Annotated in this window: 24 protein-coding genes and 1 tRNA gene; 9 read left to right on the top strand and 16 right to left on the bottom strand. The window is 65.5% G+C overall.

Features of this window, described 5'->3' with window-relative positions:
• Nucleotides 1–4 precede the first annotated feature (4 nt).
• Entirely contained in the window at nucleotides 5–892 is an 888-nt protein-coding gene (locus H0W65_RS05220) for a DMT family transporter (protein WP_294004793.1), read from the bottom strand.
• Nucleotides 893–1,092: 200 nt separating this feature from the next.
• On the opposite strand from H0W65_RS05220, the gene H0W65_RS05215 reads away from it, so the two are divergent.
• On the top strand, nucleotides 1,093–1,719 hold the full coding sequence (locus H0W65_RS05215) for a heme-binding protein (RefSeq protein ID WP_294004790.1): 627 nt from the start codon (nucleotides 1,093–1,095) through the stop codon (nucleotides 1,717–1,719).
• On the opposite strand, the gene ribH is transcribed toward H0W65_RS05215, so the two are convergent.
• From ribH to H0W65_RS05170, 9 genes are all read right to left on the bottom strand, one after another.
• Nucleotides 1,712–2,131, bottom strand: coding sequence for a 6,7-dimethyl-8-ribityllumazine synthase (gene ribH, locus H0W65_RS05210; protein WP_294004787.1), 420 nt, complete (start codon nucleotides 2,129–2,131; stop codon nucleotides 1,712–1,714). The two genes, H0W65_RS05215 and ribH, sit on opposite strands and share 8 nt — an antisense overlap.
• Before the next feature lie 2 nt (nucleotides 2,132–2,133).
• Nucleotides 2,134–3,420: a 3,4-dihydroxy-2-butanone-4-phosphate synthase gene (gene ribB / locus H0W65_RS05205; protein WP_294004784.1), complete on the bottom strand. Its 1,287-nt coding sequence runs from the start codon at nucleotides 3,418–3,420 to the stop codon at nucleotides 2,134–2,136.
• Nucleotides 3,421–3,464: 44 nt separating this feature from the next.
• On the bottom strand, nucleotides 3,465–4,067 hold the full coding sequence (locus H0W65_RS05200; protein WP_294004781.1) for a riboflavin synthase: 603 nt from the start codon (nucleotides 4,065–4,067) through the stop codon (nucleotides 3,465–3,467).
• The gene (gene ribD, locus H0W65_RS05195) at nucleotides 4,067–5,032 is read right to left on the bottom strand and encodes a bifunctional diaminohydroxyphosphoribosylaminopyrimidine deaminase/5-amino-6-(5-phosphoribosylamino)uracil reductase RibD (protein ID WP_294004843.1); all 966 of its coding nucleotides are present in this window, start codon (nucleotides 5,030–5,032) and stop codon (nucleotides 4,067–4,069) included. Before ribD ends, H0W65_RS05200 begins: the two co-directional genes overlap by 1 nt.
• A 32-nt stretch (nucleotides 5,033–5,064) precedes the next feature.
• Entirely contained in the window at nucleotides 5,065–5,385 is a 321-nt protein-coding gene (locus tag H0W65_RS05190) for a hypothetical protein (protein ID WP_294004778.1), read from the bottom strand.
• Between the two features lie 55 nt (nucleotides 5,386–5,440).
• Complete coding sequence (locus H0W65_RS05185; RefSeq protein WP_294004775.1) at nucleotides 5,441–6,103, bottom strand: energy transducer TonB; 663 nt, start codon at nucleotides 6,101–6,103, stop codon at nucleotides 5,441–5,443.
• An 86-nt stretch (nucleotides 6,104–6,189) separates the two neighbouring features.
• Nucleotides 6,190–7,521, bottom strand: a complete 1,332-nt coding sequence (locus tag H0W65_RS05180) for a glutamate--tRNA ligase (protein WP_294004773.1) — start codon at nucleotides 7,519–7,521, stop codon at nucleotides 6,190–6,192.
• 34 nt (nucleotides 7,522–7,555) lie between these two features.
• On the bottom strand, nucleotides 7,556–8,005 hold the full coding sequence (locus tag H0W65_RS05175; RefSeq protein WP_294004771.1) for a hypothetical protein: 450 nt from the start codon (nucleotides 8,003–8,005) through the stop codon (nucleotides 7,556–7,558).
• Nucleotides 8,006–8,017: 12 nt separating this feature from the next.
• Nucleotides 8,018–9,664, bottom strand: a complete 1,647-nt coding sequence (locus tag H0W65_RS05170; RefSeq protein WP_294004768.1) for an NAD+ synthase — start codon at nucleotides 9,662–9,664, stop codon at nucleotides 8,018–8,020.
• Between the two features lie 98 nt (nucleotides 9,665–9,762).
• On the opposite strand from H0W65_RS05170, the gene H0W65_RS05165 reads away from it, so the two are divergent.
• Nucleotides 9,763–10,695 carry a ribose-phosphate pyrophosphokinase gene (locus H0W65_RS05165; protein WP_294004765.1) on the top strand — a complete coding sequence of 311 codons (933 nt, stop codon included), beginning with the start codon at nucleotides 9,763–9,765 and terminating at the stop codon, nucleotides 10,693–10,695.
• A 15-nt stretch (nucleotides 10,696–10,710) separates the two neighbouring features.
• On the top strand, nucleotides 10,711–11,283 hold the full coding sequence (locus H0W65_RS05160) for an SOS response-associated peptidase family protein (protein ID WP_294004762.1): 573 nt from the start codon (nucleotides 10,711–10,713) through the stop codon (nucleotides 11,281–11,283).
• On the opposite strand, the gene H0W65_RS05155 is transcribed toward H0W65_RS05160, so the two are convergent.
• Nucleotides 11,280–11,696 (bottom strand): VOC family protein, encoded by a 417-nt coding sequence (locus H0W65_RS05155; protein ID WP_294004759.1) that lies wholly within the window; start codon nucleotides 11,694–11,696, stop codon nucleotides 11,280–11,282. The two genes, H0W65_RS05160 and H0W65_RS05155, sit on opposite strands and share 4 nt — an antisense overlap.
• Before the next feature lie 145 nt (nucleotides 11,697–11,841).
• Between H0W65_RS05155 and rpmI the strand changes: the two genes are divergently transcribed.
• The 4 genes from rpmI to pheT all read left to right on the top strand — a co-directional run bounded on the left by rpmI (nucleotide 11,842) and on the right by pheT (nucleotide 16,157).
• Nucleotides 11,842–12,045, top strand: coding sequence for a 50S ribosomal protein L35 (gene rpmI, locus H0W65_RS05150; RefSeq protein ID WP_235067439.1), 204 nt, complete (start codon nucleotides 11,842–11,844; stop codon nucleotides 12,043–12,045).
• A gap of 13 nt (nucleotides 12,046–12,058) precedes the next feature.
• Complete coding sequence (rplT, locus tag H0W65_RS05145) at nucleotides 12,059–12,445, top strand: 50S ribosomal protein L20 (RefSeq protein WP_294004749.1); 387 nt, start codon at nucleotides 12,059–12,061, stop codon at nucleotides 12,443–12,445.
• 287 nt (nucleotides 12,446–12,732) lie between these two features.
• A complete protein-coding gene (gene pheS / locus H0W65_RS05140) occupies nucleotides 12,733–13,803 on the top strand; it encodes a phenylalanine--tRNA ligase subunit alpha (RefSeq protein WP_294004746.1) in 1,071 nt (356 codons plus the stop codon).
• On the top strand, nucleotides 13,800–16,157 hold the full coding sequence (pheT, locus tag H0W65_RS05135; RefSeq protein ID WP_294004743.1) for a phenylalanine--tRNA ligase subunit beta: 2,358 nt from the start codon (nucleotides 13,800–13,802) through the stop codon (nucleotides 16,155–16,157). The genes pheS and pheT overlap by 4 nt, the downstream gene beginning before the upstream one ends.
• On the opposite strand, the gene H0W65_RS05130 is transcribed toward pheT, so the two are convergent.
• From H0W65_RS05130 to ftsE, 4 genes are read right to left on the bottom strand one after another with little or no spacing between them, the layout of a single operon-like run.
• A complete protein-coding gene (locus H0W65_RS05130) occupies nucleotides 16,147–16,830 on the bottom strand; it encodes a 1-acyl-sn-glycerol-3-phosphate acyltransferase (RefSeq protein ID WP_294004740.1) in 684 nt (227 codons plus the stop codon). The two genes, pheT and H0W65_RS05130, sit on opposite strands and share 11 nt — an antisense overlap.
• A complete protein-coding gene (locus H0W65_RS05125) occupies nucleotides 16,830–17,363 on the bottom strand; it encodes a YdcF family protein (RefSeq protein ID WP_294004737.1) in 534 nt (177 codons plus the stop codon). The genes H0W65_RS05130 and H0W65_RS05125 overlap by 1 nt, the downstream gene beginning before the upstream one ends.
• Entirely contained in the window at nucleotides 17,360–18,223 is an 864-nt protein-coding gene (locus H0W65_RS05120) for a cell division protein (protein ID WP_294004734.1), read from the bottom strand. The genes H0W65_RS05125 and H0W65_RS05120 overlap by 4 nt, the downstream gene beginning before the upstream one ends.
• The gene (gene ftsE / locus H0W65_RS05115; protein WP_294004731.1) at nucleotides 18,220–18,936 is read right to left on the bottom strand and encodes a cell division ATP-binding protein FtsE; all 717 of its coding nucleotides are present in this window, start codon (nucleotides 18,934–18,936) and stop codon (nucleotides 18,220–18,222) included. The genes H0W65_RS05120 and ftsE overlap by 4 nt, the downstream gene beginning before the upstream one ends.
• A 107-nt stretch (nucleotides 18,937–19,043) precedes the next feature.
• On the opposite strand from ftsE, the gene H0W65_RS05110 reads away from it, so the two are divergent.
• Together H0W65_RS05110 and H0W65_RS05105 are read left to right on the top strand one after the other, a co-directional pair.
• Complete coding sequence (locus H0W65_RS05110; protein WP_294004728.1) at nucleotides 19,044–19,886, top strand: zinc-ribbon domain-containing protein; 843 nt, start codon at nucleotides 19,044–19,046, stop codon at nucleotides 19,884–19,886.
• A 432-nt stretch (nucleotides 19,887–20,318) separates the two neighbouring features.
• Nucleotides 20,319–20,405, top strand: a tRNA-Leu gene (locus tag H0W65_RS05105).
• 59 nt (nucleotides 20,406–20,464) lie between these two features.
• On the opposite strand, the gene H0W65_RS05100 is transcribed toward H0W65_RS05105, so the two are convergent.
• Nucleotides 20,465–22,077, bottom strand: a 1,613-nt coding sequence (locus H0W65_RS05100; RefSeq protein WP_294004725.1) for a collagen binding domain-containing protein, incomplete at its 5' end; no start/stop codon positions are given.

Below are 22,077 nucleotides of genomic sequence, written 5' to 3'. Positions count from 1 at the left end.
GGTGTCATTTGGGCGCCTCGCCGCGCTGGCGCAAGCGGACGAGAATCAGAGCGATCACGATCATCGCCGCGCCCAAGCCGTCGAGCGCGGTCAGCGTCTCGCCATAATAGAGATAACCGAGCAAAGCCGACAGCGCCGGCTGGGTCAGCATGGCCACGCCTACCACCAGCGGCGGGACATGACCGAGCGCATAGACCAGCAGACCCTGTCCGATTACCTGGCTGCACAGTGCCAGGGCGAACACGCTGCTCCAGTCGACCGGGACGACCGTCTCGCCGGTAGCGAGCGCCAGCGGCAGGATCATCGCCGCGCCGAACATTGTGGCGAGGACGAGGAGGGGGAGCGGCTGGACCTCTCCGCGCGTGCGTTCGACGAGGATCAGATAGCCCGTGTAGAGCAGCCCGGCGAAGGCGGCGAGCAGGTCGCCGCGCAGATGTGCCGCCGACAATTCGGCGCTGCCCCACATCAACAGCGCGCAGCCAAGCGCGGCCAGGGCCAGCGCCGTCGATTGCACCGCCGATGGCCAGCGGCGCGCCAGCCATAGGCCCCAGGCAGCGAACAGAAAGCTCGACAAATTGCCGAATAGGGTCGCGTTGCCGAGCTTGGTCAACAAGATGCCGGCGTGCCAGGCAGCGAGATCGGCGGCGAAGAAGAAGGCGGCAAATGCGATGGCGATGGTCAGCGCGCGGCGGGGCCAGTACAGCGGCTGCCCCGCCATGCGCGCGATGATCAGCAGGAAAGGCAGCGCCAAGGCCAAGCGCCAGAAGCCCGCCGACACCGGCCCGACCCCCGAATGGCGGACGAGGAACGGGCCGCAGGCGAGCGCGACATTGCCGACCAACAGCGCGACGAACGCCCAACGATGCGGGGTTGGCAGAGCGCGATGTGCCACTAACTTACATTCCTGCCCGTTTGAAAAAATGTCTTATGGCGAGACTGTTGGGCCTGGTCGAGATAGGGGCTCTCAAGGTTCCCAAGGCGTCTTTAGGGCTCCGCTGACCCGCGACCGCGCTGCCCGCACCGACTATCCGCCAATGAAGGAACAGGAAGCCGCCTGACCAGTTCGTCTTTCAGCAAGGATGGAGGACGGGCATGCGCAAGGAAATATTCGCAGGGGCTGCGCTCGGCGCGGCGCTGATCGGCGGCGCCGCGGTTTATTATTTCCGCGAGAAACAGACCGAGGAGCCCGACTATCGCGCGCTAATCAGCGACGGCGATTACCAGATCCGCGATTATCCGGCGATGACAGTCGCCGAAACGGTCGTCGAGGGGCCGCGCAAGCGGGCACTGGCAGACGGTTTTCGCCTGCTCGCCGACTATATTTTCGCCAAGTCTCGCGACGGCGAGGAGTTGCCGATGACGGTGCCGGTGATGCAGGATGGCGGCAGCCCGATGGCGAGCGACCCGCCGCTGTTCGATGACGATCTGGAAGGCGGTTGGCGGACACGGTTCGTGATGACCGCGGGCCGGACGACCGACGATCTGCCCGAGCCGCCCGACGGCATCGATTTGGTCGAGCTGGCGCCGCGCAAGGTGGCCATCGTGAGTTTCTCGGGAAGGCCCGACGACCGCGAACTGGCGGCGCAGGAGGATCGGCTGCGCGGCTGGCTCGCCCGGCGCGGCGAAGCGAGCGAGGCCGAGCCCGAATATGCCTTCTACAATTCGCCGATAATCCCGGGCCCATTAAGGCGCAACGAAGTGTGGTTGAGCCTCAGCTGAAGGTCGATTTGAGCGCAAGCAGCGCCAGCGCTGCCTCGGCCGCGCCACCGCCCTTGTCATTTTGCGCAGGGTCCGCGCGAACGATCGCCTGAGCTTCGTTCTGGACCGTCAAAATGCCGTTTCCGACGGGGATTCCGTCCAGAGTGAGCGCCATCAATCCGCGCGCGCTTTCGCCGGCGACGATTTCGAAATGCCAGGTCTCACCGCGAATTACGACGCCGAGCGCGACAAAGGCCTCGAACCGCCCGCTGTCTGCCGCGAGCGCGATCGCGCCGGGCAATTCGAGCGCGCCGGGGACCGTGATCGTCTCATGACTGTGCCCTGCGGCCTCGATCGCGCGGCGAGCGCCGGCGAGCAGCATGTCATTCAAATGAGCATAGAAGCGCGCTTCGACGATGAGGAGGTGGGCCATCCTCAATCCTCACAACTGGCGATGCAGCGTTCCTCGACAATTGCGAGACCATAGGCGCTGAGGCCAACTGGGGCGTGGCGAGTGTTGGACAGCAGGATCATGTCGTGGATGCCGAGCGCGGCGAGAATCTGCGCGCCGATGCCGTATCCGCGCAGCGCCGCCGTCGCCTCGCCGCCCTTGCCCGAGCGGAGATCGGTGGCGCGGCTCAGCGAACCGGGCGCGGCAGCGTGAAGCGCGACGATCACCCCTGCGCCCTCGGCCTCGATCATCGCCATCGCCCCGTCGAGCAGCCCAGCGCGCGGGCTGGCTTCACCGAGCAGGTCGGCGAAGAGATCGATCGAATGCATCCTGACCAGCGTCGGCCGCGACGGATCGATCGCGCCATGAACCAGCGCCAGCTGCTCCTCGCCGCTCGCACTGTCGCGGAACACCTGTGCGGTCCAGGTTGCGCCCGACCGCGCTACAAATCGCGTTTCGGCAACGCGCTCGACCATATGATCTTTCTTGAGGCGGTAGGCGATGAGATCGCGGATGGTGCCGATCTTGAGGCTGTGGGCACGCGCGAACTCCATCAGATCGTCGAGCCGGGCCATGGTGCCGTCCTCCCGCATGATCTCGCAGATCACGCCCGAAGGGTTGAGGCCGGCGAGCCGCGCGACATCGACCGCCGCCTCGGTATGGCCGGCCCGGACCAGTACCCCGCCGGGGCGCGCCGCCAAGGGGAAAATATGGCCTGGCGAGACGATCGCCTCAGGCCCATTCGAGGCATCGATCGCCACCGATATGGTTCGTGCGCGGTCGGCGGCGGAAATACCTGTGGTGACCCCTTGGCGCGCCTCGATCGAGACGGTGAAAGCGGTTTCCAGCTGGGTGCCGTTGATCAGCGCCATCGGCTGCAGGCCGAGCTGGTCGACCCGATCCTTGCCGAGCGCGAGGCAGATCAGGCCGCGGCCATGACGGGCCATGAAGTTGATCGCGTCGGGGGTCGCCATCTGGGCCGGGATGATGAGGTCGCCCTCATTCTCGCGGTCGTCGTCGTCGACCAGGATGAACATCCGCCCGTTGCGCGCCTCGTCGATGATCGCCTGCGTGCCGACCAGCAGCTCTTGCACCCCACCGTCGAGCAATTTCTCGAGCCGCCCGAGCGTGTCCGCGGTGGGGTTCCAGTCGGAGGCGCCAAGCTTGCGCAAGCTGTTGGGGTGGAGGCCGGCAGCGCGGGCTAGGCCGCTGCGGCTGGCCTCGCCGGTTTCCACCAGCAATGTGATTCGGTCGATGAGATTGGCGGACATACTTCCCGATATCACACGGGAATGTGATATTCGAGCAAAGGTTTTCACATTCGCGCGTCGGCCATGCGCTGCAGATAGCGCGCGAGCACGTCGATTTCGAGGTTCAGACCGCGCCCGGCAGTGAGGACTCCCAATGTGGTGTGATCGGCGGTGTGGGGGATGATGTTGACGGTGAAGCGGGTCACGTCGTGCTTGTCCTCAACGGTGTTGACGGTCAGCGAAACGCCATCGAGCGTGATCGACCCCTTCGGGGCGATTGCTCCGCCGAACGCGCGGGGGGCGTCAATCGCCAACGCCCAGCTTCCGCCGACCTCGATCGCCGAAGCGACGGTCGCGACCGTGTCGACATGGCCGGTGACGATATGGCCGCCAAGCTCGTCGCCGACGCGCAGCGCTCGTTCGAGATTGAGGCGGCTGCCCGGCGCCCACAGGCCGGGCGCGGTGCGCGCGATGCTTTCGCTGCTGAGGTCGACTGCGAACCAGTCAGCTCCCTTGTCGACCACCGTCAGGCAGGCGCCCGAGCAGGCGATCGAAGCCCCAAGGTCGACCGTCGCCATGTCATAAGCCGAGCCGATGACGAGGCGCAGGTCCCCGCGTTGCTCGGCGGAGCGAACGGTGCCGATATCGGTGATGATCCCGGTAAACATTAGGCTTCGTCCCCGCTCTCGCTCCGCACGCGCTCGTAAACTTCGAGCCGGTCGATGCCAAGGTGGGCGGCGTCGGATGCGCGCCAGCGGCCGTGGGCGTCGGCGATCAAGTCGAGGCCGATATAGCCGATGCTGTTTCTCCCCTCGCCGACCAGGATCGGGGCGCGATAGATGAGAATGCGGTCGACCAGATCGGCGGCAAGGAAGGCGGTGGCAGTGGCCGACCCGCCCTCGACCAGCAGGTCGTTGACGTCATGAAGCCGGTAGACATCCTGCGGTGACGACAGTTTTTCCCACCCTTCGACCGCCTCACCGCGAGTCAGCAGCGCACGGCGCGGAGACCAGTCTTCGAGGCCCGGAAGGCGAACATCGAGCTTGGGCGAATCCGCCAGATAGGTGCCGCGGCCGACCAGGATCATGTCGCTATGGGCGCGCTCCAGATGGACGTGGGCGCGAGCATCCTCACCGGTGATCCACCTGGATTCGCCCGAGGGAAGGGCAATCTTGCCGTCGATCGACAGGGCCAGCTTGAGCGTGATGCGCGGGCGGCCGTCGGTGAGGCGCATGAGATAGCCCGACATGCTGGCGCGGGCGGCGGGTTCGTCGAGGACATCGATCGCGATCCCGGCATCGCGCAGCATGGCGATCCCCTCACCGGCGGTGCGCGGGTCGGGATCGCGCAGGCCGATCACGACGCGAGTGACGCCAGCCTCGGGGATCAGTTCAGCGCAAGTCGGGCCGCGGTCGCTTGGATGCGCGCAGGGTTCGAGCGTGGCGTAGAGGGTAGCGCCGCGTGCGGCTTCACCCGCAGCCTCCAGCGCAACGGCTTCCGCATGGGGCCTTCCGCCGGGCGCGGTTGCGCCTTGGCCGACGATCCTCCCGCCCGACACGATCACGCAGCCGACGTTAGGATTGGGAGCGGTGCGGCCGCGCACACTTCCGCCGAGCCGGACCGCTTCGGCCATCCAGTGCCGGTCGGGGCCGCCGGCCTTGGCGCTCACAGTCCGAGCTGCTTTTCCAGTTTGCGGAACTCGGCCTTTTTGGCTTCCGCGGCCTGGTGCTTCCTTTCCGACGCCTCCTTCTGGTCGGCGATGATGTCGGCATCGGTCCGGTCAGGCCCATAACTTTCGATATAGACCACGCGCGGCGGAGGCGCCGTATTGACCTTCGCGTCGACGATGAAAATGATCAGGATGATGGTCGTCACCAGGACCGCCATGATCAGGCCGAGCACCTGCTCGCGGCTGCGCTGGCGCATGAAGGCGAACAGATCGGCGAGCGCGGCGCGCGGGCCGACCGAGGGGGGAAGAATGGCCATCGCCGCCTATTTAGGGCGAGGCTGGCTCGTTCGCCAGCCCCGCGCCAGGGACACTTCAGGCGTTGTCGAGCTTGAAGCTCAGGGTGATGACCACGCTCGACGGAACCGCGACCCCGTCATCCATCGCCGGTTTGTAGCGCCAGGCCCTAAGCAAATGACGTCGTGCCGCCGCGAGGAAGATCGGATCGGCGGCGCCGACCGGATCGACCGCGACCACCCGTCCCTGCGCATCGATCGACAGTTTGAGGCGAAGCGAGGCCTCTTCCTCGCTGCGGATTTTCGACACCGGGTAGGGCGGGCGCAGCAGGGCATCTGGCGTGGCGAAGCGGGCAGCGACGCGGACGGGCACGGGCTTAGGCGGATCAATCGCGGTGATATTGCCGTTTCCGGTGCCGGTCGGCAACGCCGGCTCCTTGATGACCGGGTCGAACGAGATAGGCGGATCCCAAGTGGGTATTTTCACGGTTGGATCGGCCCGGGTCACGCTGGGCTCGGCCGGCGGCTTGGCCGTCGGCCTGGGATCGGGCGGCGGGGGAGGAGGAGGCTTGGGGGTGTCGATATTGATGACGTCGATCGGGTCCGAGATCACCGGCCCTTCTAGGACCATCTTGGTCGTCAGCAGGGCGCCGACGGCGGCGAGGTGGCCGAGGATGACGAAGACGAGGAGCCGGGGCGACTTTGCGCGGGCGGGGCGGGTGTCGGTGGCATATGCAAGCATGACGAGCCTCCTGTCGTGACACTAGCGATGTTACATCATAACATAATACATTTGGCAAGCGGGAATGGTACGGCGGTGCCTTTCCCTTAGCGCGAAGCCTGGAACAGGCGTTCGACCGTGCGCTGCTTGCCGATCAGTCGGATGAGCAGCGCCATCTCCGGTCCCGAGTCGCGGCCCGTCAGCGCAACGCGCAACGGATGAAACAGCGCCCGGCCCTTGCGCCCGGTCGCGGCCTTGAGCGCATCGGTCAGCGCCCGCCATGGTTCGTCGGCCCAATCGAGCCGGGCCGCGGCCTGGCTCGCTCGTCCGAGGAACTCCTTGTCGTCTGGCACGACTTCGGGCGGGGCGATCTCGCCGTGAAGGATGGGGACCCACGCCGCCGCTTCGCCGAGATGGGCAAGGTTGCCGCGCAATGCCTGCCATTCGGCCTCGCCGATCGCATCGGGCAAGCGATCGGCAACGTCGGCATAGTCGAGGTGGTGAAGCAGGCGCGCGCTCAGCTGCTCGACCTCGGCTAGATCGAAATGAGCAGGCGCGCGGCCGAAAATCGAAAAATCGAAACCGGCCGCCAGATCGGCGAAAGAGGCTCGGGCCTCGACCGGCTGCGACGTGCCGAGGCGCGCCAAGAGCGACAACAGCGCCATCGCCTCGATCCCGCCCGCGCGCAAGGCATCGACGCCGGTCGAGCCGAGCCGTTTCGAAAGCTTGCCGCCAGCCCCTTCCGAACCGCCGGCGACCAGCAGCGCTTGATGGGCGAAATGCGGCGGGGCTGCGCCGAGCGCATCGAACATCTGAATTTGCACCGCGCTGTTGGTGACATGATCCTCGCCACGGACGATGTGCGTGACCGCCACATCGATGTCGTCGATGACGCTGGGCAAAAGATAGAGCCAGCTGCCGTCGGCGCGGCGGACAACGGGATCGCTGATCAGCGCAGGATCGAATTTCTGGTGGCCGCGAATGAGGTCGTTCCATTCGATCGGCGCGCCATGGTCGAGCCTGAACCGCCAGTGCGGCGCGACACCTTCAGGCGCGGGCTCGCCCTCCGGCTTGCGTTCATAGACGGGCGGCAGCCCACGGCCGAGCAACACCTTGCGGCGAAGGTCGAGCTCCTCGGGCGTTTCATAACAGGCATAGACTCGGCCCGCCGCTTGCAGCCGCTCGAACTCGCGTTCGTAGAGGGCAAAGCGCTCGGACTGACGAATGACCGCATCGGGATGGAGCCCGAGCCAGTCGAGGTCCGCATGGATCGCCTCGACGAACTCCTCGCGGCTGCGCTCGAGGTCGGTGTCGTCGATCCGCAGCAGGAAGCGCCCCCCCTCCTGCCGCGCGAACAGCGCGTTGTGAAGAGCCGTGCGGATATTGCCGACATGAAGCTGGCCGGTGGGCGAAGGCGCGAAGCGGGTGACGACGGTCATCGGCCGAGCCCTACCATCGGCCGCGCCGCAAAGGCTAGCGGCGCTCGAGGGTCAGCGTCCCGCCCGGCCCCGACAGGGTGACGTCATTTCCGTCCTTGCCGAAGATCGCCGTGTTCGCGTCGCCGAGCGCGCCAAAGGCAGTTTCTTCCGCCGCGCTCGGCGTCCGGCCGCAGTTGGTGCTTTGGCCCGGCGACGCAGTGAACCCGACCAAATTGCGGCTTTGGGTGTAGGTCCAGGCGCGGCGCAGGCAGCCGCTCGAGAGGCTGGCCTTTCCGCCCCCGATCGCTGCCGTCAGTCTTCCTCCCGCGGACTCTCCCGTGATCATCGTCACTCGCCAGCTACCTTCCACGCTCGGCACCGCGGCCCGCGTCGCATGCGACGAAGGTTCGATCGCAACCTCGTTCGAAACGGCATCGCCAGATTTGTCTTGCTGGCTGCAGCCCGCGGCGAACAGCAACGCGGCAATCAGGACGGTGCGGAACATAGGGAATCCTCGTCAGCTGGTGTGGAAGGCATTGGTGATCGGGTAACGGCGGTCACGGCCGAAATTGCGACTGCCGATCTTCACCCCCGGTGGAGCCTGGCGTCGCTTATATTCGGCGCGGAGCAGTTTTTTTTCAATGTCGGCGATCAGCGCAGGATCGGCACCGGTCGCGGCGGCGGCCTCGCTTACCGACAACTCCTGTTCGACCAATGCTTCCAGAATGCGGTCGAGCATCGCGTAGGGCGGCAGGCTGTCCTCATCCTTCTGATTGGGGCGAAGCTCCGCCGTCGGCGGCTTGTCGATCACCCGTTGCGGCATCACTGCCACCTTTGGACCTCGCGCGCCTTGAGGTCGATGCTCGTTGCGCCAGCGCGACAGCGCGAAGCAGGTCGTCTTGTAGGCGTCCTTCAGGACCGAATAGCCGCCCGCCATGTCGCCATAGAGCGTCGCGTAGCCGACGCTCATTTCGCTCTTGTTCCCGGTGGTCAACAACATCGGGCCGTGCTTGTTGGACAGCGCCATCAGCAGGACCATGCGGATGCGCGACTGTATGTTTTCGGCGGCCAGGCCGTCGAAGCCTGGCAGCATTCGGTCGAGCGCTTCGACACCGGGAACGATTGGCATGACGTCATGACGAACGCCGAGAAGGCGCGCGCATTCGGCGGCGTCCTCCAAGCTTTCGTCCGACGTGTATTTGGACGGCAGCATCACGCACCGCACCTTGTCGGCACCAAGCGCATCGACCGCCACCGCGGCCGACAGCGCGCTGTCGATTCCGCCTGACAGGCCCAAGATCACGCCGGGAAAGCCGTTGCGGCCGACATAGTCGCTAAGCCCCATCATCATCGCGCGGTAGATATCTTCGGGGTAAGCCGAGAGGCGCGCGCATTCGCCCGGCTCGCAGCGCCATCCGTTGGGAGTTCGCAACCAATCGGTCAGCGCCATCGACTCTTCCCAGTCGGGCAGCTGAACCGCGATCTCGCCATCGTCATTGACAACGAAGCTCGACCCGTCGAACGCCAATTCGTCCTGTCCGCCGACGCGATTGAGGTAGGCTAGCGGCAGGCCGGTCTCGACCGCGCGGGCCCGCGCCAGTTTCTGGCGCATCTCGTCCTTGTCGAGTTCGTAGGGGCTGGCATTGGGCACCAGCAGCAGGTCGGCACCCGCCTTTGCAAGCCCGGCGCAGACGCTTTCGAGCCAGATGTCTTCGCAGATCGGAACGCCGATGCGCACGTCCTTGAAGCTGAAAGGCGTCGGTAGTGGGCCCGCGGCGAAGACACGCTTCTCGTCGAAGGTGCCGTAGTTGGGCAACTCGCGCTTGAGCGTTCGGCCAACGAGCTTACCGCCCTCCGCCAGGATGAAAACATTGTAATTCGATCCCGCCTCGGCATGGATCGATCCAAACAGCAGCGCGGGGCCGCCGTCGGCCGTGGCGTCGACCAGGCGCTCGGCTGCCTCCATCGTCCGGCGAACGAAATCGGGCTTGAGCACCAGGTCCTCGGGCGGGTAGCCGGTCAGTTGCAGTTCCGGGACCATCACCAGCTCGGCGCCTTGGGCCGCAGCTCGGGCCCGCCACTCAAGTATCGCGGCGGCGTTGGCGGCAAGATCGCCGACGCGCTGATTCATCTGGCACAAGGCGATGCGAAGGCGATCGGTCACGCCGGCCGATGTAGCGATCCCCCCGCCCTTCGCAACCTTGCCCTGCCGGGCTGCTCCTGCCAGAGGGGCGATCAGGGGCCACCAGACGGGATCGTGGGATGAAGCTGCTCGCCGGGAATTCGAACCTGCCGCTGGCCCAGGCGATCGCCGATTATCTCGACCTGCCGCTGACCGGCGCCAGCGTGCGCCGTTTCGCCGACGAGGAAGTGTTCGTCGAAGTCCATGAGAACGTTCGCGGCGAAGATGTGTTCGTCATCCAGTCGACCAGTTTCCCGACCAACGACAATTTGATGGAACTGCTAATCTGCATGGACGCGCTGAAGCGCGCTTCGGCCAAGCGGATTACCGCGGTCATCCCCTATTTCGGCTATGCGCGGCAGGACCGCAAACCCGGGCCTCGCACCCCGATTTCCGCCAAACTGGTTGCCAACATCATTACCACCGCCGGCGCCGACCGGGTGCTGACGATGGATTTGCATGCCGGGCAGATCCAGGGATTCTTCGATATCCCGACCGACAATCTGTGGGCAGCTCCGGTCATGGCGGCGGATATACAGGCGCGCTATTCGGACAAGAAGTTGATGGTCGTGTCTCCCGACGTCGGCGGGGTGGTGCGCGCGCGGGGCCTTGCCAAGCGGCTCGACAATGCTCCGCTGGCAATCGTCGATAAGCGCCGCGAGCGGGCCGGCGAATCCGAAGTGATGAACATCATCGGCGATGTCGAGGGCCATTGCTGCGTGCTGGTCGACGATATCGTCGATTCGGCAGGGACTTTGTGCAACGCCGCGGCTGCGCTCAAGGACCAGGGTGCGACCGAGGTCATCGCCTATTGCAGCCATGGCGTACTGTCAGGCGCGGCGGTGGCGCGGGTCGCGGCAAGTGTGCTGACTGAGCTGATGGTGACCGACACCATCTACCATGAAGACATGGACGAATCGGCCAAGATCCGCCGCCTGACCATCGCCCCGCTGTTTGGCGAGGCGATCCACCGAATTGCCGACGAGAGCAGCGTGTCGAGTCTGTTTGACTAGGCGGCGCCGAGGGCAATGTGCAACCTCTACCGCCTCTACAAAAGCGCCGACGAAATCCATCGCATCTTTGCCGAGCTCGGCCACCAGCTGACTTTCCCCGAAGGCATCCCCAACTTCGAGCCGCGCGACATCCGCATCACCGACCGCGCCCCGATCGTCCGCGCTACACAATCGAGCTTCGAACTGATCGAGCGTCGCTGGAGCTGGCCAGCGACCAATGGCAAGCCGGTCTATAATTTTCGGTCGGAAGGGAGGAATTTCCCGAACGGGCGCTGCATGATTGTTGCCGACGGCTTCTATGAGCATACGACGCCGGCCGATCCCAAGCAGAAGCGCAAGGATCGCTGGCTTTTTTCATCCGCCACCCAAGGCTTGATCGTCATCGCCGGCATCGCTCGCTCAACGCCGGTCGGCGAAGCCTTCACTATGCTCACGACCAGCCCGGGGCCCGACGTGGCGCCCTATCATCAGCGCCAGATCGTCCTGCTCGATCCAAGCGAGTGGGGGCGCTGGTTCGATCCCCGCGAGCAAAGCGACGAGCTTCTCAAACCCGCTCCCGGTGGATTTCTGACGGTCGAAAGAGCCTAAGCGTTCACGCTCGGAGCGCCGATTGACCAGGTGAAGCCGAACGGGTCCTTCACCTGCCCATAGCGGTCGCCCCAGAATTGGTCGGCCATCGGGAACATCACTTCGGCGTTGGCGCCGACCGCTCTTTCCCAAGCGGCGTCGGCATCGGGCACCTGGAGATGGAGGACGATGCTGCCCGGAGGCGTCGCCGGTGCGCTCATAAATTCGGGAAATTCGTCGTTGAGCATCAGCGAACCGCCATTGAGCTTCAGGTGCGCGTGCATGATGCGCCTTCCGTCGTCGGCCATGTGACGGCCGATTTCACTGGCGCCAAACGCCCGGGAATAGAAGTCGATCGCATCGGCCGCCTGGCCGTTGCCGATGGTTAGATGGGCGGTGACGCCGCCGGTCGGGCCTTGATCGCTTGCGTCCATATCGACTCTCCTTGCCAAGAAGGGACTCGCCGCTTATAGGCGCCGCCTTCCGCAATTGGTGGAAAAACAACCGGTCCGGCCAGTAGGGCTGCCGTGGCGGGTTGAAAACGTCGCGTGTCGAAGGACACGCATGAAGGAGACGAAAATGCCCAAACTCAAGACCAAGAGCGGCGTCAAGAAGCGCTTCAAGCTCACGGCGACCGGCAAGCTGAAGCACGGCGTTGCCGGCAAGCGCCACCGGCTGATCAGCCACAACAGCAAATATATCCGCCAGAACCGCGGCACCGAAGTCTTGTCCGGGGCCGACACGCCTCGGGTTAAGCTTTGGGCGCCATACGGCCTCAATTAGGAGCTAGCGGAACATGGCACGCATCAAACGGGGTGTAACCACCCGCGCAAAACACAAGCGGATCTTGGAGAATGCGAAGGGCTATTACGGCCGCCGCAAGAACACCATCCGCATCGCCCGCCAGGCCGTCGAGAAGGCCGGGCAATACGCCTATCGCGATCGCAAGGTAAAGAAGCGCAGCTTCCGCGCCTTGTGGATCCAGCGCATCAACGCAGCGGTGCGTGCGGAAGGGCTAACCTACGGCACCTTCATGCACGCGCTGAAACTGGCGCACATCGACCTCGACCGAAAGGTCCTGGCCGACATCGCCATGCACGAGGGCGAGGCGTTCAGCGCGATCATCGCGCAGGCGAAGGCGGCTCTTCCGAAGGAAGGCGCCAAGGAAGCCAAGGCTGCGTAAAGCGGCTTGAGCGAACAAAAAAGGGCGCCCGGATCGACTTCGGCGCCCTTTTTTGTGTCGGTCGATCAAGTCGGCGCGGTCCAACCCTTGATGTTGGCCAAGAACGTCTTGCGCCCGAATTGAGCGCGCGATGAGCATCTTGCGAGTTGCGAGTTAAAGCAGAGCGAAGGTCGACGAATCGCGGGCCTGGTCGAATTGGGGCCAATCGCCGGCCAGATCGCGCCTCCTTGCCTTCGCCCCCTTATTCCTGCTTTAGCCCGCACCCACCAAGGCCCCAAGGAAAAGCCGTGACCGTCCATCCGCTGCAATCGCGTTTCGAAGCGGACATTGCCTCCGCCGCCGACCTCGCCGCGCTCGACGCCGTGCGGGTGGCCGCCATCGGCAAGTTGGGGGTGGTGACGCAGTTGCTCAAGACATTGGGCGGGATGACGCCTGAAGAGCGACGAGTCGAGGGGCCGCGGCTGAATACGCTGCGCGAAGGCGTGACGGCGGCAATCGCCAAACGGAAATCTGTACTAGAGAATACGGAGCTCGACCGGCGGCTGGCGACCGAGCGGGTCGACCTGTCGCTACCCGCGGCGGTGGCGCCGCGAGGATCGGTTCACCCGGTCAGTCAGGTGATGGACGAGCTGACCGAGATTTTCGCCGATTTGGGTTTTGCCGTCGCCGAAGGTCCTGAGATCGAGGACGATTGGCGCAATTTCACCGCGCTCAACATACCCGAGACCCACCCGGCGCGGGCGATGATGGATACGTTCTACATAGCCGGCGAGCATGAACGGCCGATGGTCCTGCGCACCCACACCTCGCCGGTGCAGATCCGGACGATGCAGTCCGAACCGCCGCCGATTCGGATCATCGCCCCGGGGCGGGTCTATCGCAGCGACAGCGACGCCACTCATACGCCCATGTTTCACCAGATCGAGGGACTGGTGATCGACAAGGGCATCCATATGGGCCATCTCAAATGGACGCTTGAGACCTTCCTCAAAGCGTTCTTCGAGCGCGACGACGTGGTGCTGCGGCTGCGCCCCAGCTATTTCCCGTTCACCGAGCCGTCGGCCGAGGTCGATGTCGGCTGGTCGATCGAGAAAGGCCGCCGCGTCGTGGGCGGCTCGGAGGGCTGGATGGAAGTGCTGGGCAGCGGCATGGTCCATCCGCGCGTGATGGCGGCGTGCGGCCTCGACCCGGACGAGTGGCAGGGCTTCGCCTTCGGCACCGGCGTCGACCGGCTGGCGATGCTCAAATATGGCATGGACGATCTCCGCGCCTTCTTCGACGGCGACTTGCGCTGGCTCAAGCATTACGGCTTCAGCTTTCTCGACGTGCCGACGCTCAGCGGGGGAGTGGGTGCATGAAGTTCTCGCTTGGCTGGCTCAAAGCCCACCTCGACACCGATGCCGACGCGGGGACCATCGCCGAAGCGCTGACCCGCATCGGCCTGGAGGTAGAAGGCGTCGCCAATCCGGCCGATGCGCTTAAGCCGTTCAAGATCGCCAGGGTGCTGACCGCCGAGCGCCATCCGCAGGCGGACAAGCTTCAGGTGCTGACCGTCGACACCGGTGACGGCGAGCCGTTGCAGGTCGTCTGCGGCGCGCCTAACGCCCGCGCCGGCCTAGTCGGGGTGTTTGGTGGCCCGGGAACCTATGTGCCCGGCAGCGAAATTACGCTCAAAAAAGCGACGATCCGTGGCGTCGAATCAAACGGTATGATGTGTTCCTCGCGCGAGCTCGAGTTGGGCGACGACCATGACGGGATTGTCGAGCTTCCATCCGAGGCGCCGGTCGGATCCAGCTTTGCCGAATATGCCGGTCTGGACGACGCGGTTTTCGACGTCGCGGTCACTCCGAACCGCCAGGATTGCATGGGCGTGCGTGGCATCGCCCGCGATCTCGCCGCCACAGGGCTGGGCACACTGAAGCCGCTCGACGTGCCGAACATCGAGGGCAGTTTCGACAACCCGGTCGAGATCCGCATTGAGGATCCCGACGGCTGCCCGGCTTTTCACGGTCGCACCGTGCGCGGTCTGACCAATGGCGCGTCGCCCGAGTGGATGCAGCGGCGGTTGAAGGCGGCGGGTCAGCGGCCGATCTCGGCGCTGATCGACATCACCAACTATGTCATGTTCGATCTTGGCCGGCCGAGCCATGCTTATGACGTCAAGGCGCTGTCGGGCGCGGTCGTCGGGCGCCGCGCCTACGACGGCGAGACCGTCGTTGCGCTCAACGGGAAGCAATATTCGCTGACGTCGGAGATGACGGTGATCGCCGACGACAACGGCGTCCACGACATTGGCGGGATCATGGGCGGCGAGCATTCGGGCATGTCGCCGGCGACGACCGAGGTGCTGCTCGAAGTTGCCTATTTCACGCCCGAACGGATTGCCCGGACCGGCCAGAAGCTCGGACTGACGAGCGACGCGCGCAGCCGCTTCGAGCGCGGTGTCGATCCCACCTTCCTGGACGATGGGCTTGCGGTGCTGACGGGCCTGATTCTCGACATTTGCGGCGGCGAAGCGAGCCGGGTGACCCGCGCCGGCGAGCCGCCGGTCGGGGCCAAGCGCGTAGCCTTCAATCCGGCGCGGACGCTGGCGTTGGGCGGAATCGATGTACCGGCAGCGGAACAGACGGCGATTCTCGAACGGCTCGGTTTTATCGTCGACGGAGGAGAGGTGGTCGCCCCGTCGTGGCGGCGCGACATCGACGGACCTGCTGACCTGGTCGAGGAAGTCACGCGTATCGTCGGCTATGATGCGATTCCTTCGACGCCATTATCGCGCGCGAATGGAGTGGCCAAGCCCACCGCGACGCGATCCCAGAAGGTCGAGCGGCGCATTCGCCGCGCGGCGGTCGCGCGCGGACTGGACGAGGCGGTCACTTGGAGTTTTATCGGCGAGGACGAAGCGGCGCACTTCGGCGGCGCCCCCCACATGCTCGCCAACCCGATCAGCGAGGAGATGAAGGCGATGCGGCCGTCGATGCTGCCCGGCCTGATCGCCGCCGCGCGGCGCAACGCCGATCGCGGCGCAATCACCATCCGCCTGTTCGAGGTCGGCCGCCGTTACCTGGCCGAGGGCGAGCGCCCGACCGTCGGCCTGTTGCTGGCCGGCGAGCGCAATCCGCGCCACTGGCAGTCGGGCAAGGGGCAGGGCTTCAGCGCGTTCGATGCCAAGGCCGAGGTGCTCGCCTTGCTCGACGCCGCGGGGGCGCCAATTGCAAATCTGCAGTTGCTGATGGACGCGGGGCCGACCTGGCATCCCGGCCGCTCGGCCAAGCTCGGGCTCGGAGCCAAGACGATCCTCGCTGCATTTGGAGAACTTCACCCGCGTATCGCGAAGGCGCTCGACGCGCCGGCGGGAACGGTGGTGGCCGAGCTCTTTCTCGACGCCATACCTCCTGCCCGCCTCGGCGCGCGCGCTCGCCCCGCTTACGCCCCCGCACTGCTCCAGCCCGTGGCACGCGACTTTGCGTTCGTCGTGCCCGATACGCTGGCCGCCGACACGCTGGTCCGTGCGATACGGGGGGTCGATGAGACGGCGATCATCGCCGCGCGAATCTTCGACCGTTACCGCCCCGACGGCGAGGCGCTCAGCCTGGCCGTCGAAGTCACGATGCAGCCGGGCGAGAAAAGCTTTACCGATGCGGAGATTGGCGAGCTGTCGGCACAGATCGTCGCGGCCGCCGAGAAACTGGGTGCGAGCCTCAGGGGTTGAGGGCGTTGATCGCGGTATGCACCCGCGCCTCGATGTCGGCGCGCTTGAGGCCCGCGGGAATGGTTTCGCCAACCTTGAAATGGGCCGTTCCCGAGCGCTTGACGAAGCCCTTGTGCCATAGCTTGCCGACGTCATGGGCGACCGGCACCACCGGCAGGCCGATCGCGCGGTAGAGTCCGGCGAACCCGGGCTTGATGGCCGGCTTCTGGCCAAATGGCACGCGCGTGCCCTCGGGGAAGATAATCACGGGGCGGCCGCCGGCGACGGCAGCCTTGGCCTCGGCCATCATGACGCGCAGGGCGCTCGCCCCCGCGTCCCGGTCGACCCCAATCGCCCCGTAGCGCCGCGTCACCCATCCGAACAACGGAATGGCGGTTAGCTCGCGCTTCATCACCACCACCGGCTTGTCGGCGAAATGGAGTGTGTCGACCGCCTCCATCATCGAACTATGCTTGACGGCGATGAGGAAGGGGCCGTCAGGGATGGCGCCGTCCCAGACAATACGAATACCAAGGATATGGCGCACCAGCCAATGGTGATACGCCGACCAGGCGTGAACGACCGTCCGGACCGGGGCCGTGCCGATCGGCGCAACGGCGATCACTACCAGCACGTAGAAAAGGGTTCCCGAGTAGAACAGCAGCGTGAACAGGATCGAGCGAATGAGCGCCATCAAATGTCGAGCCACACACTCAATCGCCGCAGCAGATATTTATTATATTCGGCAAACAGGGTCATGAACGCCGGCTCGGTCCGTACCGCGTCGGGAACGATGCGGATCCCGTCCAACTGCCGATTGAATTCATAGGCGGCGCGCCGCATGTGCCAGTCGCTGGTGACCAGGCGAATGCTGCTATAGTGCCGCCGCTGCAGCCAGCGCATGGCTTCTTCGGCGTTGGAGCGGGTGTCGACCGATTCCGAGCCAAGGTCGACGCAGCAGTCGAACAGATTTTTCCGCCCGCCGATCCGGCGGACCAGATCTTCCTTGCGCACCGAGGGGTCGGCCCCGGCGATCAGCAGCCTTTTGCCCTTGCCGTCAGCCAATAGCTTGGCGGCATGCTCGATCCGTCCCTGGCCGCCGGTAATGGCGACGATCGCGTCGGTCGCGCCGGCATCGAGCGGGGCGGGGGTACCAAGCGTCACCGCGAACAGCGCGAAGCCGAGCGCATAAAGGATGGCGACGAAGGACAAGAATCTGGCGATCATAGGCGCTCGCGCAGTGCCCCAAGCACCGCACGCCTGGCAACCAGCGTCGCCAGAAGCGCGCCGGCGAACGGCAGTGCGGCGAGGATGAAAAGATCGCCCAGCCCAAGCGGCGGCGTTCCGCCAGTCATCGCCGCTACGCTAGCGCCGCCCAGCGCCGCCGTAAGCACCGCTCCCGCCGCCGTCGCACCAATCAGCCCGCCGATCAGCGCGTCGATCGCGATCTGACGCTGGAACAGCCGGGCCACCTGTTCGTCGGTCGCGCCGATGCCGTGCATCACCTCGATCGTTCCGCGATGCGTGTCGAGCGCGCCGCGCGCCGCCAGCACCACCGCGGCAGCGGTCGCCATCGCGATCAGGCCGACCAAGGTGAAGGCGAGCAACATCATTCCGCTGAGCGCGCCCAGCAGCGGCGCGAGACTGTCGCGATGGGCGGTCAGCCGGGCCCCGGGAACCGTTTCGATCGCGCGCCGCAATGCGGTCGGATTGGCGCCTGGCACCAAATCGACGTCGATAATCGCCGGAAGCGGCAGATCGGCCTCGGCTCCGGCTGGGCCCAGCCAGCGTTCGATCGTCCGGCGGAGGTCTGCGGGCGGCACTTGCGTGACCCGCGCCACTCCTGCCGCCGAGCGCGCCGCGGCCATGGCGGCGGGCGCCCTGGTCGCGCCATCGGCGATCTGGATCGAATAGCGATGCTCGACCCCGGTCTTGACCAAGGAGCCCATATTGCCGAGCGCCAGTCCCGCCGCGCTGATCACGACCATGGTGAACATCATGATCGCAATTAGCACCGGCACCGGCCCGCGAACGCCGCCGGTCGGGATCAGCCTTTGCTCGGGCGGAGAGGCGAACAACAGGCTCATGGCCGCGACCCCGCGGCGCGGGGCGGATTCTTGAGCGCTCCAGTCGGATCGACCAGATTGCCGTTTTCAAGGCGAATCAGCTGTGCGCCGGGAGTCGCCGCGATCAGCCCGAGATCATGGGTCGCGACAATCACCGTCGTGCCCAGCCGGTTCATGGCCGTCAGCAAATGAAGGATGCGCTCGGCCATCGCCGCGTCGACATTGCCGGTCGGCTCGTCGGCGATGACCAGCTCGGGCCGGGCGATTACCGCGCGGGCGATCGCTACCCGCTGCTGCTCCCCACCGGAAAGCGTCGGGGGCCGGGCGCTGGCTCGGTCCGACAGCCCGACCCAAGCGAGCATTTCTCGCACCGGCCCCTCGACCTCCTCCTCGCTTGCCCCGGCAATTCGCAGGGGCAAGGCGACATTGTCGAACGCCGACAAGTGCCGGATCAGGCGAAAATCCTGAAACACCACCCCAATCCGGCGCCGAAACGGCGGCAGCGCCTCGCGCGGCGCGTCACCCAGCTCCTCGCCAAACAGCCGCATCCGCCCGCGCGTCGGCCGTTGGGCAAGATAAAGCAATTTGAGCAGCGAGGTCTTTCCCGCGCCCGACGGCCCCGTAAGAAAGTAGAATCCACCGGCTCCCAGCCGGAATTCGAGGTCGTGCAGCACTTCGCTACCGGTGCCGTAGCGAAGACCCACACGGTCGAATTCGACGATCGTCTCCGCCAACAGGCCGCTCCCTTCCCCGCAGCCCCGATGTGGCACGGCTTGCGCCGCCTTGCCAAGGCGGGAGCATTGCTGTTTATCCAAGTTAATTCCCCGGAAGGCCCGCGCGCATGATCCTGACCTGTCCCGCCTGCGACACCAAATATGTGGTGAAGGACGGCGCCATTCCGCCCGCCGGACGACAGGTGCGCTGCGCGTCGTGCAAACACAGTTGGCACCAGGATCCCGAAACGCTCGAGCTTGCTGAGGTGCCGGGCGGCGCCGACCTTGGCGGGCCGCCAGAGCCCGATCCCGATGCGCCGGGCGAGGAGCATGTCGCCCAAGTGCCGGCGGAAGCCGAAGCCGGAGCAATGATCACTGACTATGCCGAGCCGTTGGTCGAAGACGCCGAGTATAGCGATATCGAACCGGGACCGGACGGAGAGCCGGTGAACGTCGCGTCCTACCGCCCGGTCGACCCCGTCGAGACTGAAACCGCGTTTCAGGAACCTGATTCGGGCTTCGTCGGCTATGTCGGCCGGTACGACGACGAACGCCCTCGCCGCCGCGCCTGGCCGCTGCTGCTGGGCCTAGTGCTTCTGATCGTCGTTGCGGCTGCCGCCTTCTGGTATTTGGCGCCGGCCGAGTGGAAGGCGCGTGCCGGCATCGCCGAGGCCGGGGCGACGCCGTTGCAGCTCATGATCACCACCAGCGACCGCCAGCCGCTCGAAAGCGGCAACGAACTGGTGGCGATCAGCGGGCGGGTGATCAACCCGACCGACCAACAGCAGAATGTACCGCCAATCCATGCCGAGCTCCGTAACAAAGTGAGCCGCGCGATCATCCATCGCTGGATCATCGCGTCGCCCGCTCGGATCCTTGCTCCGCGCAGTAGCGCTAGCTTCAACAGCGCCGAGATCGATGTCCCCAAGGGCGGCGACGAATTGACCGTTACACTTGGTGGAAACAGCTAGAAACTATTGGAATTCAATGAGTTGAGCAGAGCGCTTGGTGCCTTCGGCGTCGGTGATGCTGCTTGCGCGGTGCATAGCACCTGCTGCCGAAGTCGAGCGGCCCGGGCCATATGCGAACCCGCTTATGACGCGCACGCTGGCCGTCGCTCGGGCCGAGGCCCCGCTAATGGGAATGAAAGCCGGCGAGACATTGAGCGCTGTCCCCGCCCTGTCGACCGGCGCAGTAATGATTGCGAGCAACAAAAGTGGGCCGGTCATCAACATGGCTTAAACCATTCCGGCTGAAATGGTTACCGGCTTGTTAAGGATTGTCCCGAAATGGACCGGTCGCCTGGTGCGACCCTTGGCCGTTGCCAGCGTGACCATGCTTTGCTAGAGGCCGCGCCCTACCTGGGGCAGCGGCCGCACGCGGTGCGCTGCCTTTTCAAAAGTGCGGTCGTGGCGGAACTGGTAGACGCGCAACGTTGAGGTCGTTGTGGGCGAAAGCCCGTGGAAGTTCGAGTCTTCTCGACCGCACCAAATCTCCCGGATAATTTTGCCTTCGGGCGGCCCTGAAAGTCGTGCGAGACGACTTATGGTTAACGTTCGGCGCCAGCTACCGACGAGCCAACGGCCGCGATCTGCGCGGCCTTCGCGACCCGGATCGCGCCCAGGCGAGAGATACTATGGACCGAACTGATTTCGATCGGACCGCCGATCGCCGCGATGCTGGCCACGGCCTGGGCCGAGTCGGTGCTGAGGCGGAGCGTGTAGCGGCCATAAGCAACGCGCTCGAACAGGAAGAAGCCATCGTAATCCGTGCGCGTGGTGGCGACAGTCTTACCGGTCGCATCGACCAGCTCGATGTCGAGCCCTTCGAAAGCACGGCCGTCGCCACGGACCAGCGCACCTTCGATGGCGCCCGCACCGACCAACCCAATGTCAACTTTGGCAGCGATCCCGGGCCGGGGGACGACGACCTGCAATGCCTTGCGCGGAGTCAGGCTCGGGTCGCTCAGCGTCGATGTGTCGATGCCGACCGCGATCGGCAAATAGGGCTGCAGGCCGCCGACCCGAATCATCCCTTGCTTGTCGGTGACCGCGTCCGATACGCGCTGGCCGGTGGTGATAGTGGCCCCAGGCTCCCACGGCTCGGACGGGTCATGGGCCCCATTGTCGTTGAGGTCTCGGTAGATGCGCGCCTCAACCGCGCCGCTCGAGGCCTGTCGCTGGCTGGTCAAATTGATCCCGCCTCGTGAAGAGTCGAGCGAAAAGGCAAGGTTGAGGCCGGCGGCGAAGCTGCCGTCGGTGCCGCCCTCAATCGACGCCGCCGCCGCGAGCGAATTGAAGCGGTGGATATGCGACACTCGCGCGCGACCGCGACGCTCGGCGGCATCGTAGGCGATTGTCCCCTCCCAATCGGCACGGTCCGAAGCGGACCAATAAGCGGATAGTTCGGCGTTGCGGAACCGGCGATCGGGACGCACGTCCCAGACGGCCTCCCCGCGCAGGCGCACGTCGCCGATCCGCCCGGTACCGATCAGCCCGACATCGATCCGGTCTGGTTGTGGCGAAACGTTGCGGCCGAGGCGGTGCTGCCAATTTACCAGGCTGGTCAAGTTGAAGCCATTGAAGTTTGTCGACAGTCGGGCAGCCGCGTTGAGCGTGCGGTCATCAACGCTGCGGTCGACCATCCGCATGTCGGCGTGCGCCGCCAGGCGTTGGTGCCCAACGCGCAAGGGAGCGTCAAGCGACACGCGTGCGTCACGGTAACGAGCCTCACGGCGGCCGTTGAGAGTGAAATTGTTCGCCATCAGCGCGTCGGCGCTGAGGTTGACGCCGCCGAGGCGCGCCACCGCCTGGGCGCGCGCGGCGATACCGCCCTTGCTGTCGCGCGCCACGGCGGCCTCCAATAGCGCAGATCCAACTGAGCGGCGCACCGAGCCTTCGACGAAGGTCAACCGTTCATTATCGGCGAGCAGCATGGTCGCGAGCACGCCAATCGACGTGCGCTTGTCGAGACCATGTTCGACCTGGACCGCCCCCTGCCAGTCGGGGCGGCGAAAGTCGCCGGTCTCCCGCGGCCTATCGGAACCGCCGCCGCCGTCGTCGCGTCCGACGAAACTGCCCAGCAGATTACGCCCCGGCTGGCTCACCCCGGCCCAATACCAGGTTTTCCCTTTCGGAACCTGGCTTTCGCCGATGTTAAGAG

The sequence above is a fragment of the Sphingomonas sp. genome (assembly GCF_013816785.1).
GTDB lineage: Bacteria > Pseudomonadota > Alphaproteobacteria > Sphingomonadales > Sphingomonadaceae > Sphingomicrobium.
The sequence above is the reverse complement of the archived record's forward strand: the minus strand, read 5'-3'. Positions and strand labels throughout refer to the sequence as shown.